Source organism: Desulfococcus sp. (genome assembly GCF_050178255.1).
Classification (GTDB): domain Bacteria; phylum Desulfobacterota; class Desulfobacteria; order Desulfobacterales; family Desulfococcaceae; genus Desulfococcus; species Desulfococcus multivorans.
In genome coordinates, this window is sequence record NZ_JBFXGG010000038.1 from 13,802 (window position 1) to 29,724 (window position 15,923).

16 protein-coding genes are annotated in these 15,923 nt (G+C 56.4%); 8 read left to right on the forward strand and 8 right to left on the reverse strand.

Annotated elements, in window-relative coordinates:
* Positions 1-33: 33 nt before the first annotated feature.
* From pstA to nth, 6 genes are all read right to left on the reverse strand, one after another.
* The gene (gene pstA, locus AB7S84_RS09275) at positions 34-1,005 is read right to left on the reverse strand and encodes a phosphate ABC transporter permease PstA (RefSeq protein ID WP_234979142.1); all 972 of its coding nucleotides are present in this window, start codon (positions 1,003-1,005) and stop codon (positions 34-36) included.
* A gap of 19 nt (positions 1,006-1,024) precedes the next feature.
* Positions 1,025-1,918, reverse strand: coding sequence for a phosphate ABC transporter permease subunit PstC (gene pstC / locus AB7S84_RS09280; protein WP_020876581.1), 894 nt, complete (start codon positions 1,916-1,918; stop codon positions 1,025-1,027).
* Positions 1,919-2,017: 99 nt separating this feature from the next.
* Positions 2,018-2,839 carry a phosphate ABC transporter substrate-binding protein gene (locus AB7S84_RS09285; protein WP_020876582.1) on the reverse strand — a complete coding sequence of 274 codons (822 nt, stop codon included), beginning with the start codon at positions 2,837-2,839 and terminating at the stop codon, positions 2,018-2,020.
* 133 nt (positions 2,840-2,972) lie between these two features.
* A complete protein-coding gene (locus AB7S84_RS09290; RefSeq protein WP_020876583.1) occupies positions 2,973-3,866 on the reverse strand; it encodes an alpha/beta fold hydrolase in 894 nt (297 codons plus the stop codon).
* Positions 3,867-3,878: 12 nt separating this feature from the next.
* Positions 3,879-4,742, reverse strand: coding sequence for a Smr/MutS family protein (locus AB7S84_RS09295; RefSeq protein ID WP_169829050.1), 864 nt, complete (start codon positions 4,740-4,742; stop codon positions 3,879-3,881).
* A 92-nt stretch (positions 4,743-4,834) separates the two neighbouring features.
* Positions 4,835-5,470 carry an endonuclease III gene (gene nth, locus AB7S84_RS09300; protein WP_020876585.1) on the reverse strand — a complete coding sequence of 212 codons (636 nt, stop codon included), beginning with the start codon at positions 5,468-5,470 and terminating at the stop codon, positions 4,835-4,837.
* 87 nt (positions 5,471-5,557) lie between these two features.
* Here nth and AB7S84_RS09305 point away from each other — a divergent pair, with 87 nt between their 5' ends.
* The 3 genes from AB7S84_RS09305 (at position 5,558) to hflC (ending at position 8,676) form a co-directional block, all read left to right on the forward strand.
* A complete protein-coding gene (locus AB7S84_RS09305) occupies positions 5,558-6,553 on the forward strand; it encodes a DUF814 domain-containing protein (protein WP_020876586.1) in 996 nt (331 codons plus the stop codon).
* 105 nt (positions 6,554-6,658) lie between these two features.
* Positions 6,659-7,717 (forward strand): FtsH protease activity modulator HflK, encoded by a 1,059-nt coding sequence (gene hflK, locus AB7S84_RS09310; RefSeq protein WP_020876587.1) that lies wholly within the window; start codon positions 6,659-6,661, stop codon positions 7,715-7,717.
* Complete coding sequence (gene hflC / locus AB7S84_RS09315) at positions 7,714-8,676, forward strand: protease modulator HflC (protein WP_428154066.1); 963 nt, start codon at positions 7,714-7,716, stop codon at positions 8,674-8,676. Before hflK ends, hflC begins: the two co-directional genes overlap by 4 nt.
* A gap of 67 nt (positions 8,677-8,743) precedes the next feature.
* Here the strand turns inward: hflC and AB7S84_RS09320 are convergent, their stop codons facing one another.
* Positions 8,744-8,842 carry a 30S ribosomal protein bS22 gene (locus AB7S84_RS09320; RefSeq protein ID WP_073474648.1) on the reverse strand — a complete coding sequence of 33 codons (99 nt, stop codon included), beginning with the start codon at positions 8,840-8,842 and terminating at the stop codon, positions 8,744-8,746.
* 104 nt (positions 8,843-8,946) lie between these two features.
* Here AB7S84_RS09320 and AB7S84_RS09325 point away from each other — a divergent pair, with 104 nt between their 5' ends.
* The 5 genes from AB7S84_RS09325 to AB7S84_RS09345 all read left to right on the forward strand — a co-directional run bounded on the left by AB7S84_RS09325 (position 8,947) and on the right by AB7S84_RS09345 (position 13,506).
* Positions 8,947-9,519: a hypothetical protein gene (locus tag AB7S84_RS09325; protein ID WP_020876589.1), complete on the forward strand. Its 573-nt coding sequence runs from the start codon at positions 8,947-8,949 to the stop codon at positions 9,517-9,519.
* A gap of 168 nt (positions 9,520-9,687) precedes the next feature.
* Positions 9,688-9,972 carry an FmdB family zinc ribbon protein gene (locus tag AB7S84_RS09330; RefSeq protein WP_020876590.1) on the forward strand — a complete coding sequence of 95 codons (285 nt, stop codon included), beginning with the start codon at positions 9,688-9,690 and terminating at the stop codon, positions 9,970-9,972.
* 257 nt (positions 9,973-10,229) lie between these two features.
* Positions 10,230-10,517: a co-chaperone GroES gene (gene groES / locus AB7S84_RS09335; protein ID WP_020876591.1), complete on the forward strand. Its 288-nt coding sequence runs from the start codon at positions 10,230-10,232 to the stop codon at positions 10,515-10,517.
* A gap of 65 nt (positions 10,518-10,582) precedes the next feature.
* Positions 10,583-12,232, forward strand: a complete 1,650-nt coding sequence (gene groL, locus AB7S84_RS09340; protein ID WP_020876592.1) for a chaperonin GroEL — start codon at positions 10,583-10,585, stop codon at positions 12,230-12,232.
* 236 nt (positions 12,233-12,468) lie between these two features.
* Complete coding sequence (locus AB7S84_RS09345; RefSeq protein WP_020876593.1) at positions 12,469-13,506, forward strand: LysM peptidoglycan-binding domain-containing protein; 1,038 nt, start codon at positions 12,469-12,471, stop codon at positions 13,504-13,506.
* 226 nt (positions 13,507-13,732) lie between these two features.
* Here AB7S84_RS09345 and AB7S84_RS09350 read toward each other — a convergent pair.
* The coding region (locus AB7S84_RS09350) for a pilus assembly protein (protein ID WP_428154073.1) at positions 13,733-15,923 on the reverse strand (2,191 nt) is incomplete at its 5' end.

Genomic DNA, 15,923 nt, shown 5'->3' on the forward strand with positions numbered 1-15,923 from the left:
GCCCCTGGTCCGTCAGTGGACCTGCGGCATGGATTATTTCAGTTTTCGACGCAACCGGCTCCGCCAGAGGATGGCAACCATGTTCATTCCCAGCACAAGCGCAATGAGCACCAAGGCCGTGCCGTACTGGAGGTGCCGTGTCTCTTCGATATGGGTCCCCGCCGTCGCCAGCACGTAGATGTGGTAAGGCAAGGCCATGATTTCGTCAAAAATAGATTCAGGGAGATCGGGGGTGTAGAAGACCGCCGCCGTGAACATGATGGGTGCGGTCTCTCCGGCGGCCCGACTCAGGCCCAGGATGGCGCCGGTGAGGATCCCGGGGAGGGAGGCGGGCAGCACCACCCGGCAAATGGTCTGCCATTTGGTTGCGCCGAGGCCCAGAGAGGCCTCGCGATAGGTGTCGGGCACCGACTTGAGAGCCTCCTCCGTTGACCCGATGATGACCGGCAGGCTCATCGCGGCCAGGGTGAGGCAGCCGGCGGCGAGACTGACCCCCATCTTCAGCCAGGTCACAAAAAAGGCCAGGCCGAAGAGCCCGAAGATCACCGACGGCACCCCCGCCAGGTTGTTGATACCCAGACGAATGGCCCGGAGGACGGGGCCTTGCTTGGCATATTCACTGAGATAGATGGCCGAGGCCACCCCCACGGGCAGCGCAATAATAATGGCGCCCAGGCCCAGGAGGATGGTGCCGACGATGCAGGGCAGGATCCCGCCCCGGGTCATGGCATCCCGCGGCACGTCGGTCAGGAACTCCCAGGTGACGGCGCTGATGCCGTTTTTGAGCATGAAAAAGACGATGACGGCCAGAGCCAGCCCGTTGAGGACCGCGGCACCCCTGAAACAGGTGAAAAGGAGCCGCTCTATCAGCTTCCGGCGTCGATGCCGAATCTCGAATGCTTCCTGAATCAGCGATATCTTCCGGTGCTTCGGCGCGGATTTTAAGACCCGAGGTTTTTCCTCGACGTATTGATCCTTGGTGATGTCCATATCATTTTTCCCCATGTCCGAGCCCCCCGCCGCTTCAGAGGGACGCCTCGCCCACCTGGCGGTATTTATGGGCGATGTGATCGGCAATCAGGTTGAAAAAAAAGGTAAATGCAAAAAGCACAATACCGATGGCAAAGAGGGCGTGATAATGATCGCTTCGAAAGGGGGCCTCGGCCATCTCCGCGGCGATGCTGGCGGGGAGGGGGCGCACCGGACTGAAGATCGACTCGGGGATCATCCCGGCCCCGCCCGCTACCATCAGCACCACCATGGTCTCGCCGACGGCCCTGGACATCCCCAGAATGACGGCGGTGCTGATACCGGATACGGAAGCAGGCAGAATGATCCGAACGATGGTCTCCCAGTGGGTTGCGCCCAGGGCGAGGGACCCTTCCTTGAGACCCGTGGGCACGCTGTATATTGCGTCTTCGGAAAGGCTGCAGATGGTGGGAATCGACATGAAGGCCAGCATCAGGGCGGCGTTAAAAAGATTCAGACCCGTAGCGATATCGAAAACGTTCTGGAGGAAAGGGGCGATGATAACCATCCCGAAAAAGCCGATGACCACCGACGGCAAAGCCGCCAACAGCTCGACCATGGGCTTGACGATCTCGGCCACCCGCTTGGAGGCCAGTTCGGCCAGGTATACGGCGGTCATGACGCCCAGCGGAATGGCAATCATCGACGAGAGCGCCGTCACCGAGAGCGAAGCGATAATCAGGGGGATTATTCCAAAATCGGCCGGATCCGACGTGGGATACCAATAGTGTCCAAAGAGGAAATCCCCGACGGAAACTACCTTGAATATAGGCAGTCCTTCCATGAAGAGAAACGCCATGATCAAAAAAAGGATGGCGATGGATGCTCCTGCAACGCTGAAGAAAAATCGTTTCATGATCTTTTCGGTCGACTGTCGCTTTTTGGTCATTGGAAAACTTCCTCATATGTAAGATGCGCAAAGGGGCAGCACCGGCTGCCCCTTTCGGACCCCCATGGGGGAACGAACGCAAAACTTTCTGTCGATCGATCAGTAGAGCGGAACGTAGCCGCTTTTCTCGACGAACTTCTGGCCTTTCTCGGGGTGCATGACATAATTGATGAATTTGGCGACATCGCCGGTCGGCCATCCGCGGGTGAACATATAAAGCGCACGGGAAACGGGAAATTTCCCGTTCAATGTGGTCTCCTTGGAGCCTTCGATACCGCCCACTGTCAGGGGCTTGACCTGATCGTTCAGATAGCCGATTCCGATATAGCCGACGGCGTTGGGGTTTTTGGCGACACTCGTCACCACCGCGCCGTTGGAGGCCTGAAGCAGTGCTCCGGGGTAGACCCGCTCCTTTTCCAGTACCTTTTCCTCCCATACCTCATATGTGCCCGAAGAGGTGTCTCTGGAGATGACCGTAATCTCCTTGTCGGGGCCCCCGATGTCCTTCCAGTTGCGGATCCTGCCCTGGTAGATCCCCTTGAGCTGGGCCAGGGTCACGTCCGCGATCGGATTGCTCATGTGCACGACGGGAATGATGCAGTCGTAGGCGACACCGAAGGGCACGGGGTAGACTCCCTTTTCAACGGCCAGCTTGACCTCCTTGTCCTTGATGAACCGCGAAGCGTTCCCGACATCGGTGGTGCCGTCAATGATCGCCTTGATACCGTTGCCGGAACCGCCGCCGGAAATGGTGATCTTGGTCTCCGGATTTTCTTTCATATAAGCTTCCGCCACTTCCTGGGCGATCGGAAGCACCGTGGTCGATCCTTTCACGACGATGTCTCCCGCCGTTGCGGCGGATACCGTGAACACCATTGCAAGTCCCAATACCGTGGTCAAAAGACCGTTTTGTTTCTTCATCGTTTTCCTTTCCTCCAACAATCAGGTTGTTTGGGTGGGTCACCCGTTTGCTTTCAAACACGAATTCGCTTTCGGTGGATGCGTTGTGACGCCGTACCCATCCATCCGATGGTGCAAAGATAGCCTTCTATTGTTAGATACGTGTTAAAGCTGTATTAAAAATTGGTGAAACCGGAAGGATGAGCCCTTGATGATCGGAAAACACCCGGATCCGCCGAAGGATTTCGTTCCGCGTGACGGGTGAGGATAGAAAATGCCCCCCCGGCAGAGGTTGGAATGCCGCAGTTGGGAAAATACGTTTTACCGTCTTTTCATAGGACGCCGGATAACCGGTGCCGTAGAACCTCAATATACGGTCTTCCCGTCCATAGAGACAGAGGGCCTGGGTGCGGTCTTGCCGGATCGATGCGAGCGGATTCAGAAAAAGGACGTCCGCCAGGGTTTTGAAAATACGGACGCGCCGACGGTGCAGCCGTCCAAATTCGTGACGCGTTTTGTGAACCTGAGGGAACATGAAATCGAGGTATCGTCGGAAGACCCCTCGCAAAAACGATTCGGATCCGCGACATTGGTGAATCTCGCGATAGTATCTGAAAAAGGACGTCGCCGCAGCTTTGACGCTCAGATCGAAAACAGCGTTGATGAGCACCAACTTTTTGAGAGGCGCCGCCAAACGGCTGTTTCCAAAAATGAGCGGTATGGCCCCGTAGCAGCAGCCAATTCCAGTTATCGGCAAACCGTCGCCGCGGTTCTCCCGATCGACGATCCGAAGCAGCGCCGCCGTATCCTTCAAGGCAGCGGCGTGGGAAAACCGGCCTGTCGAACGACCGTGTCCTGAATAACTGAAGGTAACAAGATCATATCTCATCCGAACCAGCCGGCGGAAATAACGGACCTGCTGAGCGGCGTCGCCGCCGATCAAAGGCGGCACGAAAATCAGCCCCCGTGGGGATTTCAGACGAATCCGGACCGTCTCCAGACGTCGACCGCACAAAGGCGTCAGCCGGTGTTCCGTAATCCAAGGCATCGCGTCCGAGGGTCACATGGGATTCAGGTAGACGATGATGGCGCCGCTTTTGCGCCTTGCACCCCGCTCCCAGCGGTGGGCCAGGATTCTACCCGATTGTCGGAGACGAGCGAGTTCCGCCTCGACGACGTCGGGGAGAACGGCCCTCCCCTCGGAGTGGAGCCCCTTTCCGACGATGACAAGAAGGGTGCGTTTTCCGCGATATCGAGATGTCTCAACAAACCTGCGCGTACTCTCAATGGCTTCCCGGGCCGTTTTGCCGTGCAAATCGAGTTCTTCCTGCGGCGGCGGATATTGACGTATCGTCTGTTCCGGCGTCATGTCGCCGTCATTCAGCCGCCTGTCGCATTTTTCTCCCAACAGCATTTCGGCGGTCTTCCCGGCGAGAGATTCCTCCAGCAAAACCTGAAAATCCTCGGAAACAGACTTCGAAACACGCCGTGCCGCCGTTGGATCGCCTACCGGCACCGACCGGGACGGCACATCCCTGAAATAGAGCGAGAAATCAGTGTCCTCCCTGAACACGGGAATGCCGTTCTTGTTTTTGGCCGGTCGCCGAACCTTGCGCCGGGGCGCCATTGACGCCGCGGCCTGATGTCGGCCTTCGGCGTCCAGGACTGTCTCCTTCGGTCGGTTTTCAAACAGCCGGGAAATATCGGCGTCCTTCTGAAATACAGGGATGCCGTGTCGATTCCGGAGCGCGGATCGGCGTTGATGTTGCCCCGGATCGGAGGGAGGCTGTTTTCGGCGTCGAGGGGTTTTTTTCCGGATTTTGGAAGGCGCGTCAACCGCGTTTGTCGAGACCGCCGCGGCCGGAGCCGGTACCGGTGTTTTTTCAGGTTTGGCGTCGGCTGCTTCCGCCCCATCCGGCGACAAAGAAACCGGTTCGGGCCGGGGAACCTTTACAGAACCTCGTCGGAAAATACGTTTCAATATGGAAAACATGGTTTCGCTATTTTGTTGGTTCCTCAAGCAGTCTTTTCCGGATAGTCGCACAGATCGAACAGAGGACAGTTCGGACAGTCCGGTTTTCTGGCCCTGCAGGTCTCCCGGCCGAAATAGATCATGCGAAGCCCCAGATCGTTCCACTCCGCTTCGGGGACCTTCGCCATCAGGTCAAACTCGATCTTGACCGGATCCTCATGACGAGTGAGGCCCAAGCGTCGGGAAATCCGCTTCACATGAGTATCCACCACCACCGCTGCCTGGCCGAAGGCGGCACTTCGCACCACATTGGCGGTTTTGCGTCCCACGCCGGGCAAGGCAACGAGTTCCTCGATGCCATGGGGAACGACCCCGCCGTAACGATCCACCAGTGCGGCAGCGCAGGCCCGGATATTCCGGGCCTTGTTGTGAAAGAATCCCGTAGGCCGGATGAGTGCTTCGATCTTCTTTATGGGGGCCCGAGCCAGGGCATCCGGTGTGGGATATACCCTGAACAGGGCCGGCGTAACGCCGTTGACCTGGCGATCGGTACACTGGGCTGAGAGGATGGTCGAAATGAGCAGCTCGAAAGGGTTCCGGTGAAGCAGCTGCGTCTTGACATCCGGATAGGCCTTTCTTAGGATGTCGCATATCTGCTGAATCTCATTTTTGGATTTCATTGGTATTTCGAATCCCTATAATCATGGAATGTCTCTAAAGCTCTTGCCGGACGCCCGGCATCCAACGCATGGAAAGATTTCTGTATCATGGTTTCACATCAAAAAAAAGTCCGCGCCCTGGGTCTCTGCTCCGGAGGGTTGGACAGCATCCTATCCGCACTGGTGTTGCGGGAGCAAGGCATCGATGTCGCCTGGGTCAGTTTTGAGACGCCCTTCTTTTCGGCTGACAAGGCTCGGAGAGCAGCCGACCTCACGGAGATTCCCCTGACGATCAGGAACATCACGTCGATATATATTCAAATGCTGAAAAACCCGCCTTGCGGGTATGGACAGAACATGAACCCCTGCCTCGACTGTCACGCCCTGATGTTTCGACTGGCCGGTGAAATGATGGAAGAGAACGGGTTCGATTTTTTGTTCAGCGGGGAGGTCATGGGCCAGCGCCCCATGTCCCAGACCCGCCATTCCCTGCGCTATGTCGAGAAGAACTCCGGCTACGAAGGATACATCGTTCGGCCTCTCAGCATCCAAAGGCTTCCGGAAACAATTCCCGAAAAAAAAGGATGGATTCGACGCGAAACGCTGTACGGAATCACGGGGCGCTCCCGAAAACCCCAGATCGCGCTGGCGCAACACTTCAAAGTCGTCGATTACCCCAACCCGGGCGGCGGCTGCCTGCTCACGGACAAACACTATTGCATCCGCTTGAAGGACCTTTTCGATCATGAAACCGTCTATACGGAAAGCAATCTGCACCTGCTCAAACACGGACGTCATTTTCGCATCGGACCGCATACAAAGATCATCGTCGGCCGGGATCAGCGGGACAACGACGCCCTCATCAAGTACGCCGACCGAAACCGGAATACCATGATCCGCCTCCGAAGCATCCCCGGCCCCATCGGTTTGATTACCGGCGAATCCACGGAGGAAGACACCCTGACGGCCGCGTCCATCTGCATCGGCTACAGCAAAACCGCCCCCCATACCGCCGTCGAAGTGATTGTCATCCGGCCGGGGGGGTCAACGATCCTGAAACTGAAAGGGATATCGCCCAACACCGCGAGCCGGTTCATGATATGATGCCGCCGGTTGTCGCCCGCCCTTGTCGCGAACCGTTTTTCCTTGACTTGAAAGGCCTGATTCCTTAGTTTAACAAATGGTGCGTATACTATTATCAAGGATGGGATGTTTTTCATCCAAAACCTTAAAACGGTAAAGGTAGGCCGACAGATGAGCTGGGACTGGGAGAAACTCAAAGAGCAACAGCAGCGGCGAAGCGACGTCCCGCCGAAAATGGATGACCTGCTGAAAAAATTCAACAACCTCAAGATACCGGGCGGGCCCGTGATCATTGTCGTAATCCTTGTGATTCTGCTGGCATCGACCATGTTCTATACGGTCAAACCCAGCGAGGTGGGCGTAGTCCAGCGATTCGGACGCTATGTTCGGACCACCCAGCCGGGGCTTCAGTTCAAAATGCCGCTTGGGATTGAAACCGTCAAAAAGGTTAACGTGAGACTGGTCAAGACCGAAGAATTCGGCGCGGCAGGCGGTGTTTCACGGGTTTCGGGAGGCGGCAACACCGTTACCTTGATGCTGACCGGCGACTTGAACGTCGGCGTGGTGCCGTGGGTCGTCCAGTACCGGATCAAAGATCCCTACAATTATCTCTTCAAGGTGCGTGATGTGCAACGGCTCTTGCGGGATCTGTCCGAGGCCTCCATGCGCCTCGTCGTGGGAGATCGCAGCATCGACGACATCATCAGTCAACGGGAGGAAATCGCCGTTGCCGCCCGGGAATCACTCCAACGGGAGCTGGATCAGGCCGAAACCGGTATTCATATCGTAACCGTGGAAATGAAGAAAACCGACGTTCCCGAGCCGGTGCAACCCTCCCTCAACGAGGTTAACCAGGCGACCCAGGAAAAGGAGCAACTGATCTATCAGGCCAAGGAAGACTACAACAAAGCCATCCCCACAGCTCGGGGCGAGGCGGATCGAACGATCCGTGCGGCTGAAGGGTATGCCCTGGATCGGGTCAACCGCGCCAAGGGTGACGCCTCCCGATTCACAGCGCTCTTCGCCGAATACAGCAAGGCGGAGGACGTGACGCGTCGACGGCTCTATCTGGAAACCCTGAACGAGGTCTATCCCAAACTCGAGCATAAATACATCGTGGACGACCAACAGAAGAACCTTCTTCCGCTCCTCAATATCGGAAAACAAGACGGTGGGATAAAATGATCTACAGAAATACGATTGTTGCGCTGGTGCTGGTGGCAGCGATGGTTCTTTTTGCATCAGCCTACGTGGTGGACGAGACCGAACAGGTCGTGATCACCCGTTTCGGCAGAATTATCGGCGACGCCAAAACAACCCCGGGATTGAAATTGAAGCTGCCGTTTATCGATCAGGCCAATTTTTTTCCCAAAATCCTGTTGCAGTGGGACGGCGACCCCGGTCAGATCCCCACCAAGGAAAAAACCTATATCTGGGTGGATGCCTTTGCCCGGTGGAAAATCGTCGACCCCATCAAATTTCTCCAGACCGTTACCGACGTCTTCAACGCCAACGGGCGCCTCAACGACATCATCGATCCGGCGGTCAGAAACGCCATCACCTCCCACAAATTGATCGAGGCGGTGCGGACGAGCAATCGTCCACTCTCCTTCCTGGATCTCGGCTGGCAGGAGGAGGAAGAGGAGGAAAGCAAGGAGCGGAAACAGGCCAAAATCAACTATGGCCGGCGTAAACTTCTTGAAGGCATCCTGAAACAGGCCCAGCCCAAGGTCGATCAATTCGGCATCGAATTGGTGGATGTACAGATCAAGCGGATCGACTACGTGGATACGGTCCGAAATTCGGTCTATAACCGTATGATCGCCGAGCGGAAGCAGATTGCCGAAAAGATTCGCTCCGAAGGCCGCGGAGAGGCCCAGAAGATTCGGGGTCAAAAGGAACGGGAACTGAAGCGAATCACCTCCGAGGCCTACAGGACCGCCGAGGTGATCAAGGGCAAGGCCGATGCCGAGGCCACCAAGCTCTATGCGGAAGCCTTCAACCTCGATCCTGATTTTTATTCCTTTGTCAAAACGCTGGAGGTATACGGCAACGCGTTGGGTCAGAACAGTTCCCTGGTCATGTCAACCGACTCGGATTTCCTGCAATACCTCAAAGGATACGCCGAAGCGGTCAAGCCCTGAAAACGGAAAAAGCACCTGACATCCGTTGGGTGCTTTTTCCAGTGTAATCGGCATACCGGAGCGGCTTTTATTTGCCTTTTCTTCTCTGGTGCCGCGTACGCGCCAGCAGTTTTCGATGTTTATGTTTTCGCATTTTCTTTCGACGTTTTTTTATGACACTTCCCAACTGATCACCTCCTGTTCTTTATTTTTTTTATGGTAAACGATTTTCGGTATCATGTATCTACATCGGATGTCTACAACTTTATCGGATAATTTGAAAGATCGGAGATGAAAGATTCGTCCCCGGCAACATCGGATAAAAGCCGTCTGGCCATGTTCAGCGATGAACAGTTACGGATCGTTGACGACACCGTATCCATGGCCGAGGACTTGGTCAGCAACTATTATAAGATGTCCGCGTCCCAGTGGCAGCGGTTAAAATATGACATCAAGACCCTCCAGGACCTCCATGACGATGAAATTGTTCACGGACCATTTGCGCAGGTTATCCGGTACGAAGCCAAACGGAAAGATACCGCCCTCGGATCCGCCGCCTATGATTTCTACAAAATATGCCTTCAGGACCATGCCATTTTAAAAACGCTCGAAGCGCATCCCGATCTGCGGCTTTTTCCCTTCTGTCTCTACATCGTCACCCACGAACTGATTCATATTGTCCGTTTTTGCAGGTTTCTGCAAAATTTCGACGCATCCAGCGACGAAAAAACGGCCGAAGAGATCCGGGTACATCAATATACCCGGGATATCCTGGAAAAGATGCAGATACCGGGAAAAATCCCGGTATTCCGCTTCTATCGGCACTGGTGCCGGAACTGTGATCCGGTGGACATGCTTCGCTGATCCCCTCCCCGTCTTCAACGTCTTCGAAAAAAAAGTCCGACTTTCTTGACAACCCCCAAACACGCCCTATATTTGGCATGCTTCTGCTTAAGAGAGTGTTTTTTCGGGAACTTTTCAGAGCCAAAAGATCATTTTCAGAGCTAAAAGATCAGAGGAGGTCATAACATCATGCCGATTTACGAGTACAAGTGCGAACAATGTGGAAAGACCGAAGAGGTTCTTCAAAAAATCTCTGAAGCGCCCCTGACCACGTGTGAACACTGTTCGGGAAAACTTCACAAGCTGATTTCCCACAGCGCATTCCATCTCAAGGGGTCGGGATGGTACGTAACGGATTATGCCAGGAAAACCCCTTCCAGCGGGAAAGCGGACACCCCCACGTCCTCGACGCATGACACCAAGGCCTCTGCTTCGGACGGGTCGAATGCCGCTTCGTCCAAAACGTCGTCCTGACGCCGGCCCCGTGTAAGACCGGACCTGGGATCACCAGGTGCGGAAGACGGCACTCCGAATCGGATCCATGCCGACGGATGTGAGCCGGAAAAGCTTTCAAAAAAATATAACGATCCATTCTTTACAACGAAAAATGTGTGATTATTGTTTTCAACAAAATTGAGGAAGGTCGTTTCGACGCTTACTTCGAATTTTGTAATATCTCATTATTACTACTAAATATTAAACCCATCATCAAACCTAAAGGAGAATGAGAGATGAAGTTGAAACCCCTGCAGGATCGAATTCTGGTTCAGCGCGTTGAAGAGGAAAACAAAACCAAGGGCGGAATCATTATTCCGGACACCGCCAAAGAAAAACCCGCCGAAGGCAAGGTTGTGGCCGTAGGCAACGGAAAAGTCGGCGACGACGGTCAGAGAATCGCCCTTGAACTCAAAGTCGGCGACCGGGTCCTTTTCGGAAAATATTCCGGCACGGAAGTCAAGGTGGAAGGTGAAGAATACCTGATCATGCGCGAGGATGATGTTCTGGGCGTCATCGAATAAAACGGCGACACCCAACCGATTACGATAACAGCATTTCACAATATACATATGGAGGTAGTTGAAAGATGGCCAAAGAGATCAAATACGATATGAAAGCCCGGGAAGCGATGCTCAAGGGGGTAAAGACACTCGCGGATGCGGTCGTGGTGACCCTCGGCCCTAAAGGGAGAAACGTCGTCATCGACAAGTCATGGGGCTCCCCCACCGTCACCAAGGACGGCGTTACCGTCGCCAAGGAGATCGAACTGGAAAACAAGTTCGAGAACATGGGCGCCCAGATGGTCAAGGAGGTCGCCAGCAAGACCAGTGATATGGCGGGCGACGGAACGACCACGGCCACAGTGCTTGCCCGGGCCATTTACGAGGAAGGCCAGAAGCTCGTGGCAGCCGGCAACAACCCCATGTCCATCAAGCGCGGCATCGACAAGGCCATCGAAGCGGCCGTCAAAGAGCTTCACAACATGAGCAAACCGACCAAGGATCAACGTGAAATCGCCCAGGTCGGCACCATTTCCGCCAACAACGACGAGACCATCGGCAACATCATCGCCGAGGCCATGAACAAGGTCGGCAAGGAAGGCGTCATCACGGTGGAAGAGGCCAAGAGCATGGAAACCACCCTTGACGTGGTGGAGGGCATGCAGTTCGATCGCGGGTACCTGTCACCCTATTTTGTCACTGATTCCGAAAAAATGGTCTGTTCCCTCGAGGAACCCTTCATTCTGATCAATGAAAAGAAGATCAGCAACATGAAAGACCTTCTCCCCATTCTGGAGCAGGTGGCCAAAATGGGACGCCCGCTGGTCATCATCGCCGAGGATGTGGACGGCGAAGCCCTGGCCACGCTGGTGGTCAACAAGCTGAGAGGCACCCTGCAGGTCGCTGCCGTCAAGGCACCGGGATTCGGTGACCGCCGAAAAGCGATGCTGGAAGACATTGCCATTCTGACCGGCGGCCAGGTGGTTTCCGAGGATATCGGCGTAAAACTGGAAAACATCACCATCAACGACCTTGGAAAGGCCAAACGCATCAGCATCGACAAGGACAACACCACCATCGTCGACGGCGCCGGTGCGCGTACGGCTCTGGAAGGCCGGGTCAAACAGATTCGCGCCCAGATCGAAGAGACGACCTCCGACTACGATCGTGAAAAGCTTCAGGAACGTCTGGCCAAACTCATCGGCGGCGTGGCCGTCATCAACGTAGGGGCCGCCACCGAAACCGAGATGAAAGAGAAGAAGGCGCGCGTCGAGGATGCCCTCAACGCCACTCGTGCTGCGGTTGAGGAGGGCATCGTCCCCGGCGGCGGCGTCGCTCTGGTTCGCTGTCTGGGCGCCCTGTCGAAGCTGGACGTCAAGGCCGATGAAAAGTTGGGCGTCAAGGTCGTCATGCGGGCCATTGAAGAGCCCCTGCGTCAGATCGCCAACAACGCCGGATTCGAAGGCTCCGTGGTGATCGACAAGGTTAAGAGCAGCGAAGGTGCCATGGGCTTCAACGCCGCCACCGACACCTACGAGGATCTGATCGAGGCAGGCGTCATCGATCCCACCAAGGTGACCCGTTTCGCGCTGCAGAACGCCGGCAGCGTCGCCTCCCTCATGCTGACCACCGAAGCCATGGTGGCCGACAAGCCCGAAGAAAAGAGCGATATGCCCGGCGGCGGCATGCCCGGCGGCGGCATGGGCGGCATGGGCGGCATGGGCGGTATGATGTAATGCCCAATCCCGACCTGAAAATCGTTTAAAACCTTAAAAGGCCCCTGGGTCCAAATCCGGATCAGGGGCCTTTGTGTTCTCTACCCCAATAAGCCTCGTCCGCCCCCCTCCCCCCTGTATCAAAAAACGGAAATGGTTGCTTGACAAACCTCTGCCGAGCCATATAAGCATCTATAAGATCAGTTATAAGGTTATCCGGATTTTTATCGTCCTTCCCCGATTCAAGGAGTTCGCTGATGAAAAACACGTGGAAAATCAAGATGCCTTTCATGCTTGCATTGCTTGGGTCATTTTTCGCCATGGCGTCTTATGCGGCCGATAATGAAAACCGCGTCCGTGATGAAGCCGTCACCTATTATATTGTCCAGGAAGGAGACACGCTGTGGGATATCTCAAATCTCTTTCTGGCGTCTCCCGGGTACTGGCCGGAAATCTGGTCGATCAACAGCCGAATCCCCATCCTGAACCCACATTTGATCTTTCCGGGACAGCGCATCCGACTTTACGGGAGAGGTCCGACGCCCCAGACGATCGGGGGGGAGGCAAGTCCTCCGGCAGAACCGCCCCGGATCGCCGCCCGCCGGTATTTTCATTATCCGTCCATCCATCGCATCGGATTCATTCAGAATGATCCTGCAAGGTCCCTGGGCGTCATTTTCAAGGTCCGCGGCAACAAGGAAATGATCAGTATGACGGATGTCGTCTACATCCAGGCGTCCGGTGAAACAGACCTTGCCGTCGGGGACCGATATACGATCTATCGCGCTTCAACCCCCATCTTCGATCCGGCCGGGAAGACAGTGATCGGGGTCCAGCATCTGTTGACAGGCACCGTCGAGGTCCTTCGAAAATCACCCGATTATATCCTGGGACGAATCATCCAGTCCTTTCGGGATATCCGGATCGGTGACCGCCTCATGCCGATCGAGGAGCGCTCCCCCGACATTCCGCTTACCGACAGTATTACCGGGCTTTCCGCCAGGATTATCGCCGCCGAGGAGCGGACCGCCATCATGGGGGAACATGATATCGCTTTTATCGACAAGGGCGCTCTGGACGGGGTTCGGCCAGGCCAGAAGTACGGCATTTTCGAGCCGACGCATGTGCGGCTTCCGGAAACCTCGGAAGGAAAAAGCACGAACGACTTCGTCGTCCGTTCCGAGGTGGGCAAGGTTATCGTGCTCTTGACCCGTCCCACCGCAGCGACTTGCCTCATCACCCATTCCCTGCAGAGTCTCAATGCAGGCCTCGCCGTAGCGTTCCCCGAAGATTAGGCACCCGCTTCCGGCATACAGGACCCTCTGCAAACCGAGCCCTGCCCGAGGAGAGATCCTCAGGCGCCTTGTCATGCCCCCGCTGATCCCCCGCATTTTATCCGCCACTCCCGCTCCGGGACCGGGGGAAGCATCTATTCCGCCCCAACGGGAGATACAAAAATGCCGACGCCTGGAAAAATCCAGGCGTCGGCATTTTTGTCGAAAAAACGATGGACGGGAGCCCCTAACGCACCTCGCGCCACGAGTGGATCGTCGCCTCGGGAACGGGCACGGCGATCTCACCGTCGGCGACGCCTGCGGCTTCGTTGTTGTAAGTCGTTCCCCCAAAGGATTGAAGAGATCCAAAAGCGGTCTTGATATAGAGATGCTGATCGTCAACGATGGGCGCGACCCTGCCGCTCCCCTTGGGCAGCGGAATTTCACTCAGAGGCGCAATCGTTTCGTTTGCGCCGTCGAGCACCTGCTTAAAGGCGTACAGGTTCCCCTCGCTGGCGCCGCCGGCCTCGCAGGGGTCCTCCGTCACCGCCGTGGTGGTGCTGAAATAGACCTGGCCGGCGGCCGCGAAAACCGAGGCATAAACCCCATGGCCCGCAGGCAGGGCGTAGGACCATTCAAGCGTGGTGCTGTCGGTGCCGCCCCGCTTGCTGTCGAGGTAGGCGTAGAAATGATAGGTGGCCGATGCATCACCGCCGGTTCCGAAAAACACCCGGACGCCCTCGTCGTCTGTCACCACCGCGGGGGCACCGTATATGCCCTCCCCGGCATTTCGTTCGGAGGAGTTGACAATGAGATCCGAGAAGACGCCGCCGTCAATGGCGACCCGATACATGAACCCCTTGTCGGTGCCCACATAGAGCCGATCCACATAGCCGTCGCCGTCGGAGTCCACGGCTGCCGGCTGTCCGCTGCCCACGCCGCCTTTTCCGCTCTCCCCTGCGGCGTCCAATGGAATCCTGGTAATGGCGCCGGAAGCGATATCGATCATGTAGATGACCGGGTGATCCGCCGGATCCGTGACCCCCGAGAGAAGAAAGGCGACCCATTGGTCGTTTTCGATCATACCGATGACCGGCGAGGAGCGGCTGTTGAAGAGGTCGGGATCCCCTTTTTCCCAAAGCAACGCCGGATCAGCCGGATCGGTTACATCCAGGCAGGTCACCATGTGTCCGCCGTTCCCCTGGCAGACGATCAGTACGGTGCGCCACGCGCCGTTGGTATAGACATCCCCGAGTGCCGGGGAAGCGTCCAACCAGGCCTCGCTGTCTCCGGTCTTTCCATAGAGATTTTTCATCTTCCCCAACAGATTGCCGGGGATATAGGCCCACAGCTCCGATCCGGTGCCGTATTGGGCCGTCTCTTTCGTCTCGCCGGACCAGACGAAATGGCCGCGATGCTCGATAGGAATGGTTTTCGGGTTGTCGCCCCAGTTGAACCTGCCGCCGTCAAAGGCGTGAAGCATGCCGTCCCGGGCGCCCACAAACACCACGACGTCCCGGTTCTCATGTGCCGCCCGAAAGGTCGTTGTGTCTTCCCCGGCGGGATCATGAAAGCTCGCCTTCATCGTATTGTCGACCTTGCTGCCGAAGACCCACTCGGGAAACCCCGGCGGCGTCATGACCGCCGGAGCCGAATGGTCCACGGCCCCCAGTAGCCACGGTCGCTGTTCGGTGCTGCCGTTCTTCTGGTATCCCAGAATCCAGTTCACCAGTTCACTGTTCGTCGGCAGCGATGTGTCGTCCCCCCCCGAAGGCGCCAGGTTGAGGAGGGCGTCCGACACCGTGTCCGTTCCCAGCACGGAAAGACCGCTCGAAGAAATGACGGAATAGGACTTGTAGTCGGCCGAGAGTTGAATCCCGCCGTCGGGGACCGGATAGTTATCGAGTTGAATCGTGTATTCGCCGCTGTCCAGATCGATGGTGCCGCTCATGCCGCTTACCTCGGAGAGGGTATTCCCGGTGTAACCGTCGCTCAGAACAACGGTTCCTTCCGAAGTCTTGACCACGAAAGTGCCGTCCAGCACCGGCACGTGGGTCAGGGTGCCGGAATAGGCGGTCACCCCGCTCTGGATCGTGACAAGTGCCTCGCCGGCGTAACTGTTCTCGGTCATGGACGGGAAATAGATCGTTCGGGGAGAGGTCCCGATATCTCTCTGACTCAATTTCTCCCCCGCGTCCCAGATAACGCTCCTGGCCGCCTCCGAAGCTCTTGCCGTCTCGGGATCATAAATCATGACGGCCTTCAGGTGTCCCCTGGCCTCCGGATCGGCAAACCACTCGGGATCCAGGGGATCCGGCAGATCGAAGCTGCCGGAGTAGACGACGTTGGTCTGCACCACCGGCACCGAACGGGAGACCGTCTCTCTCGAGACCAGGGCGGAAAGCTTCACGTCCACCACCATCGGCGACGTTCCCCGG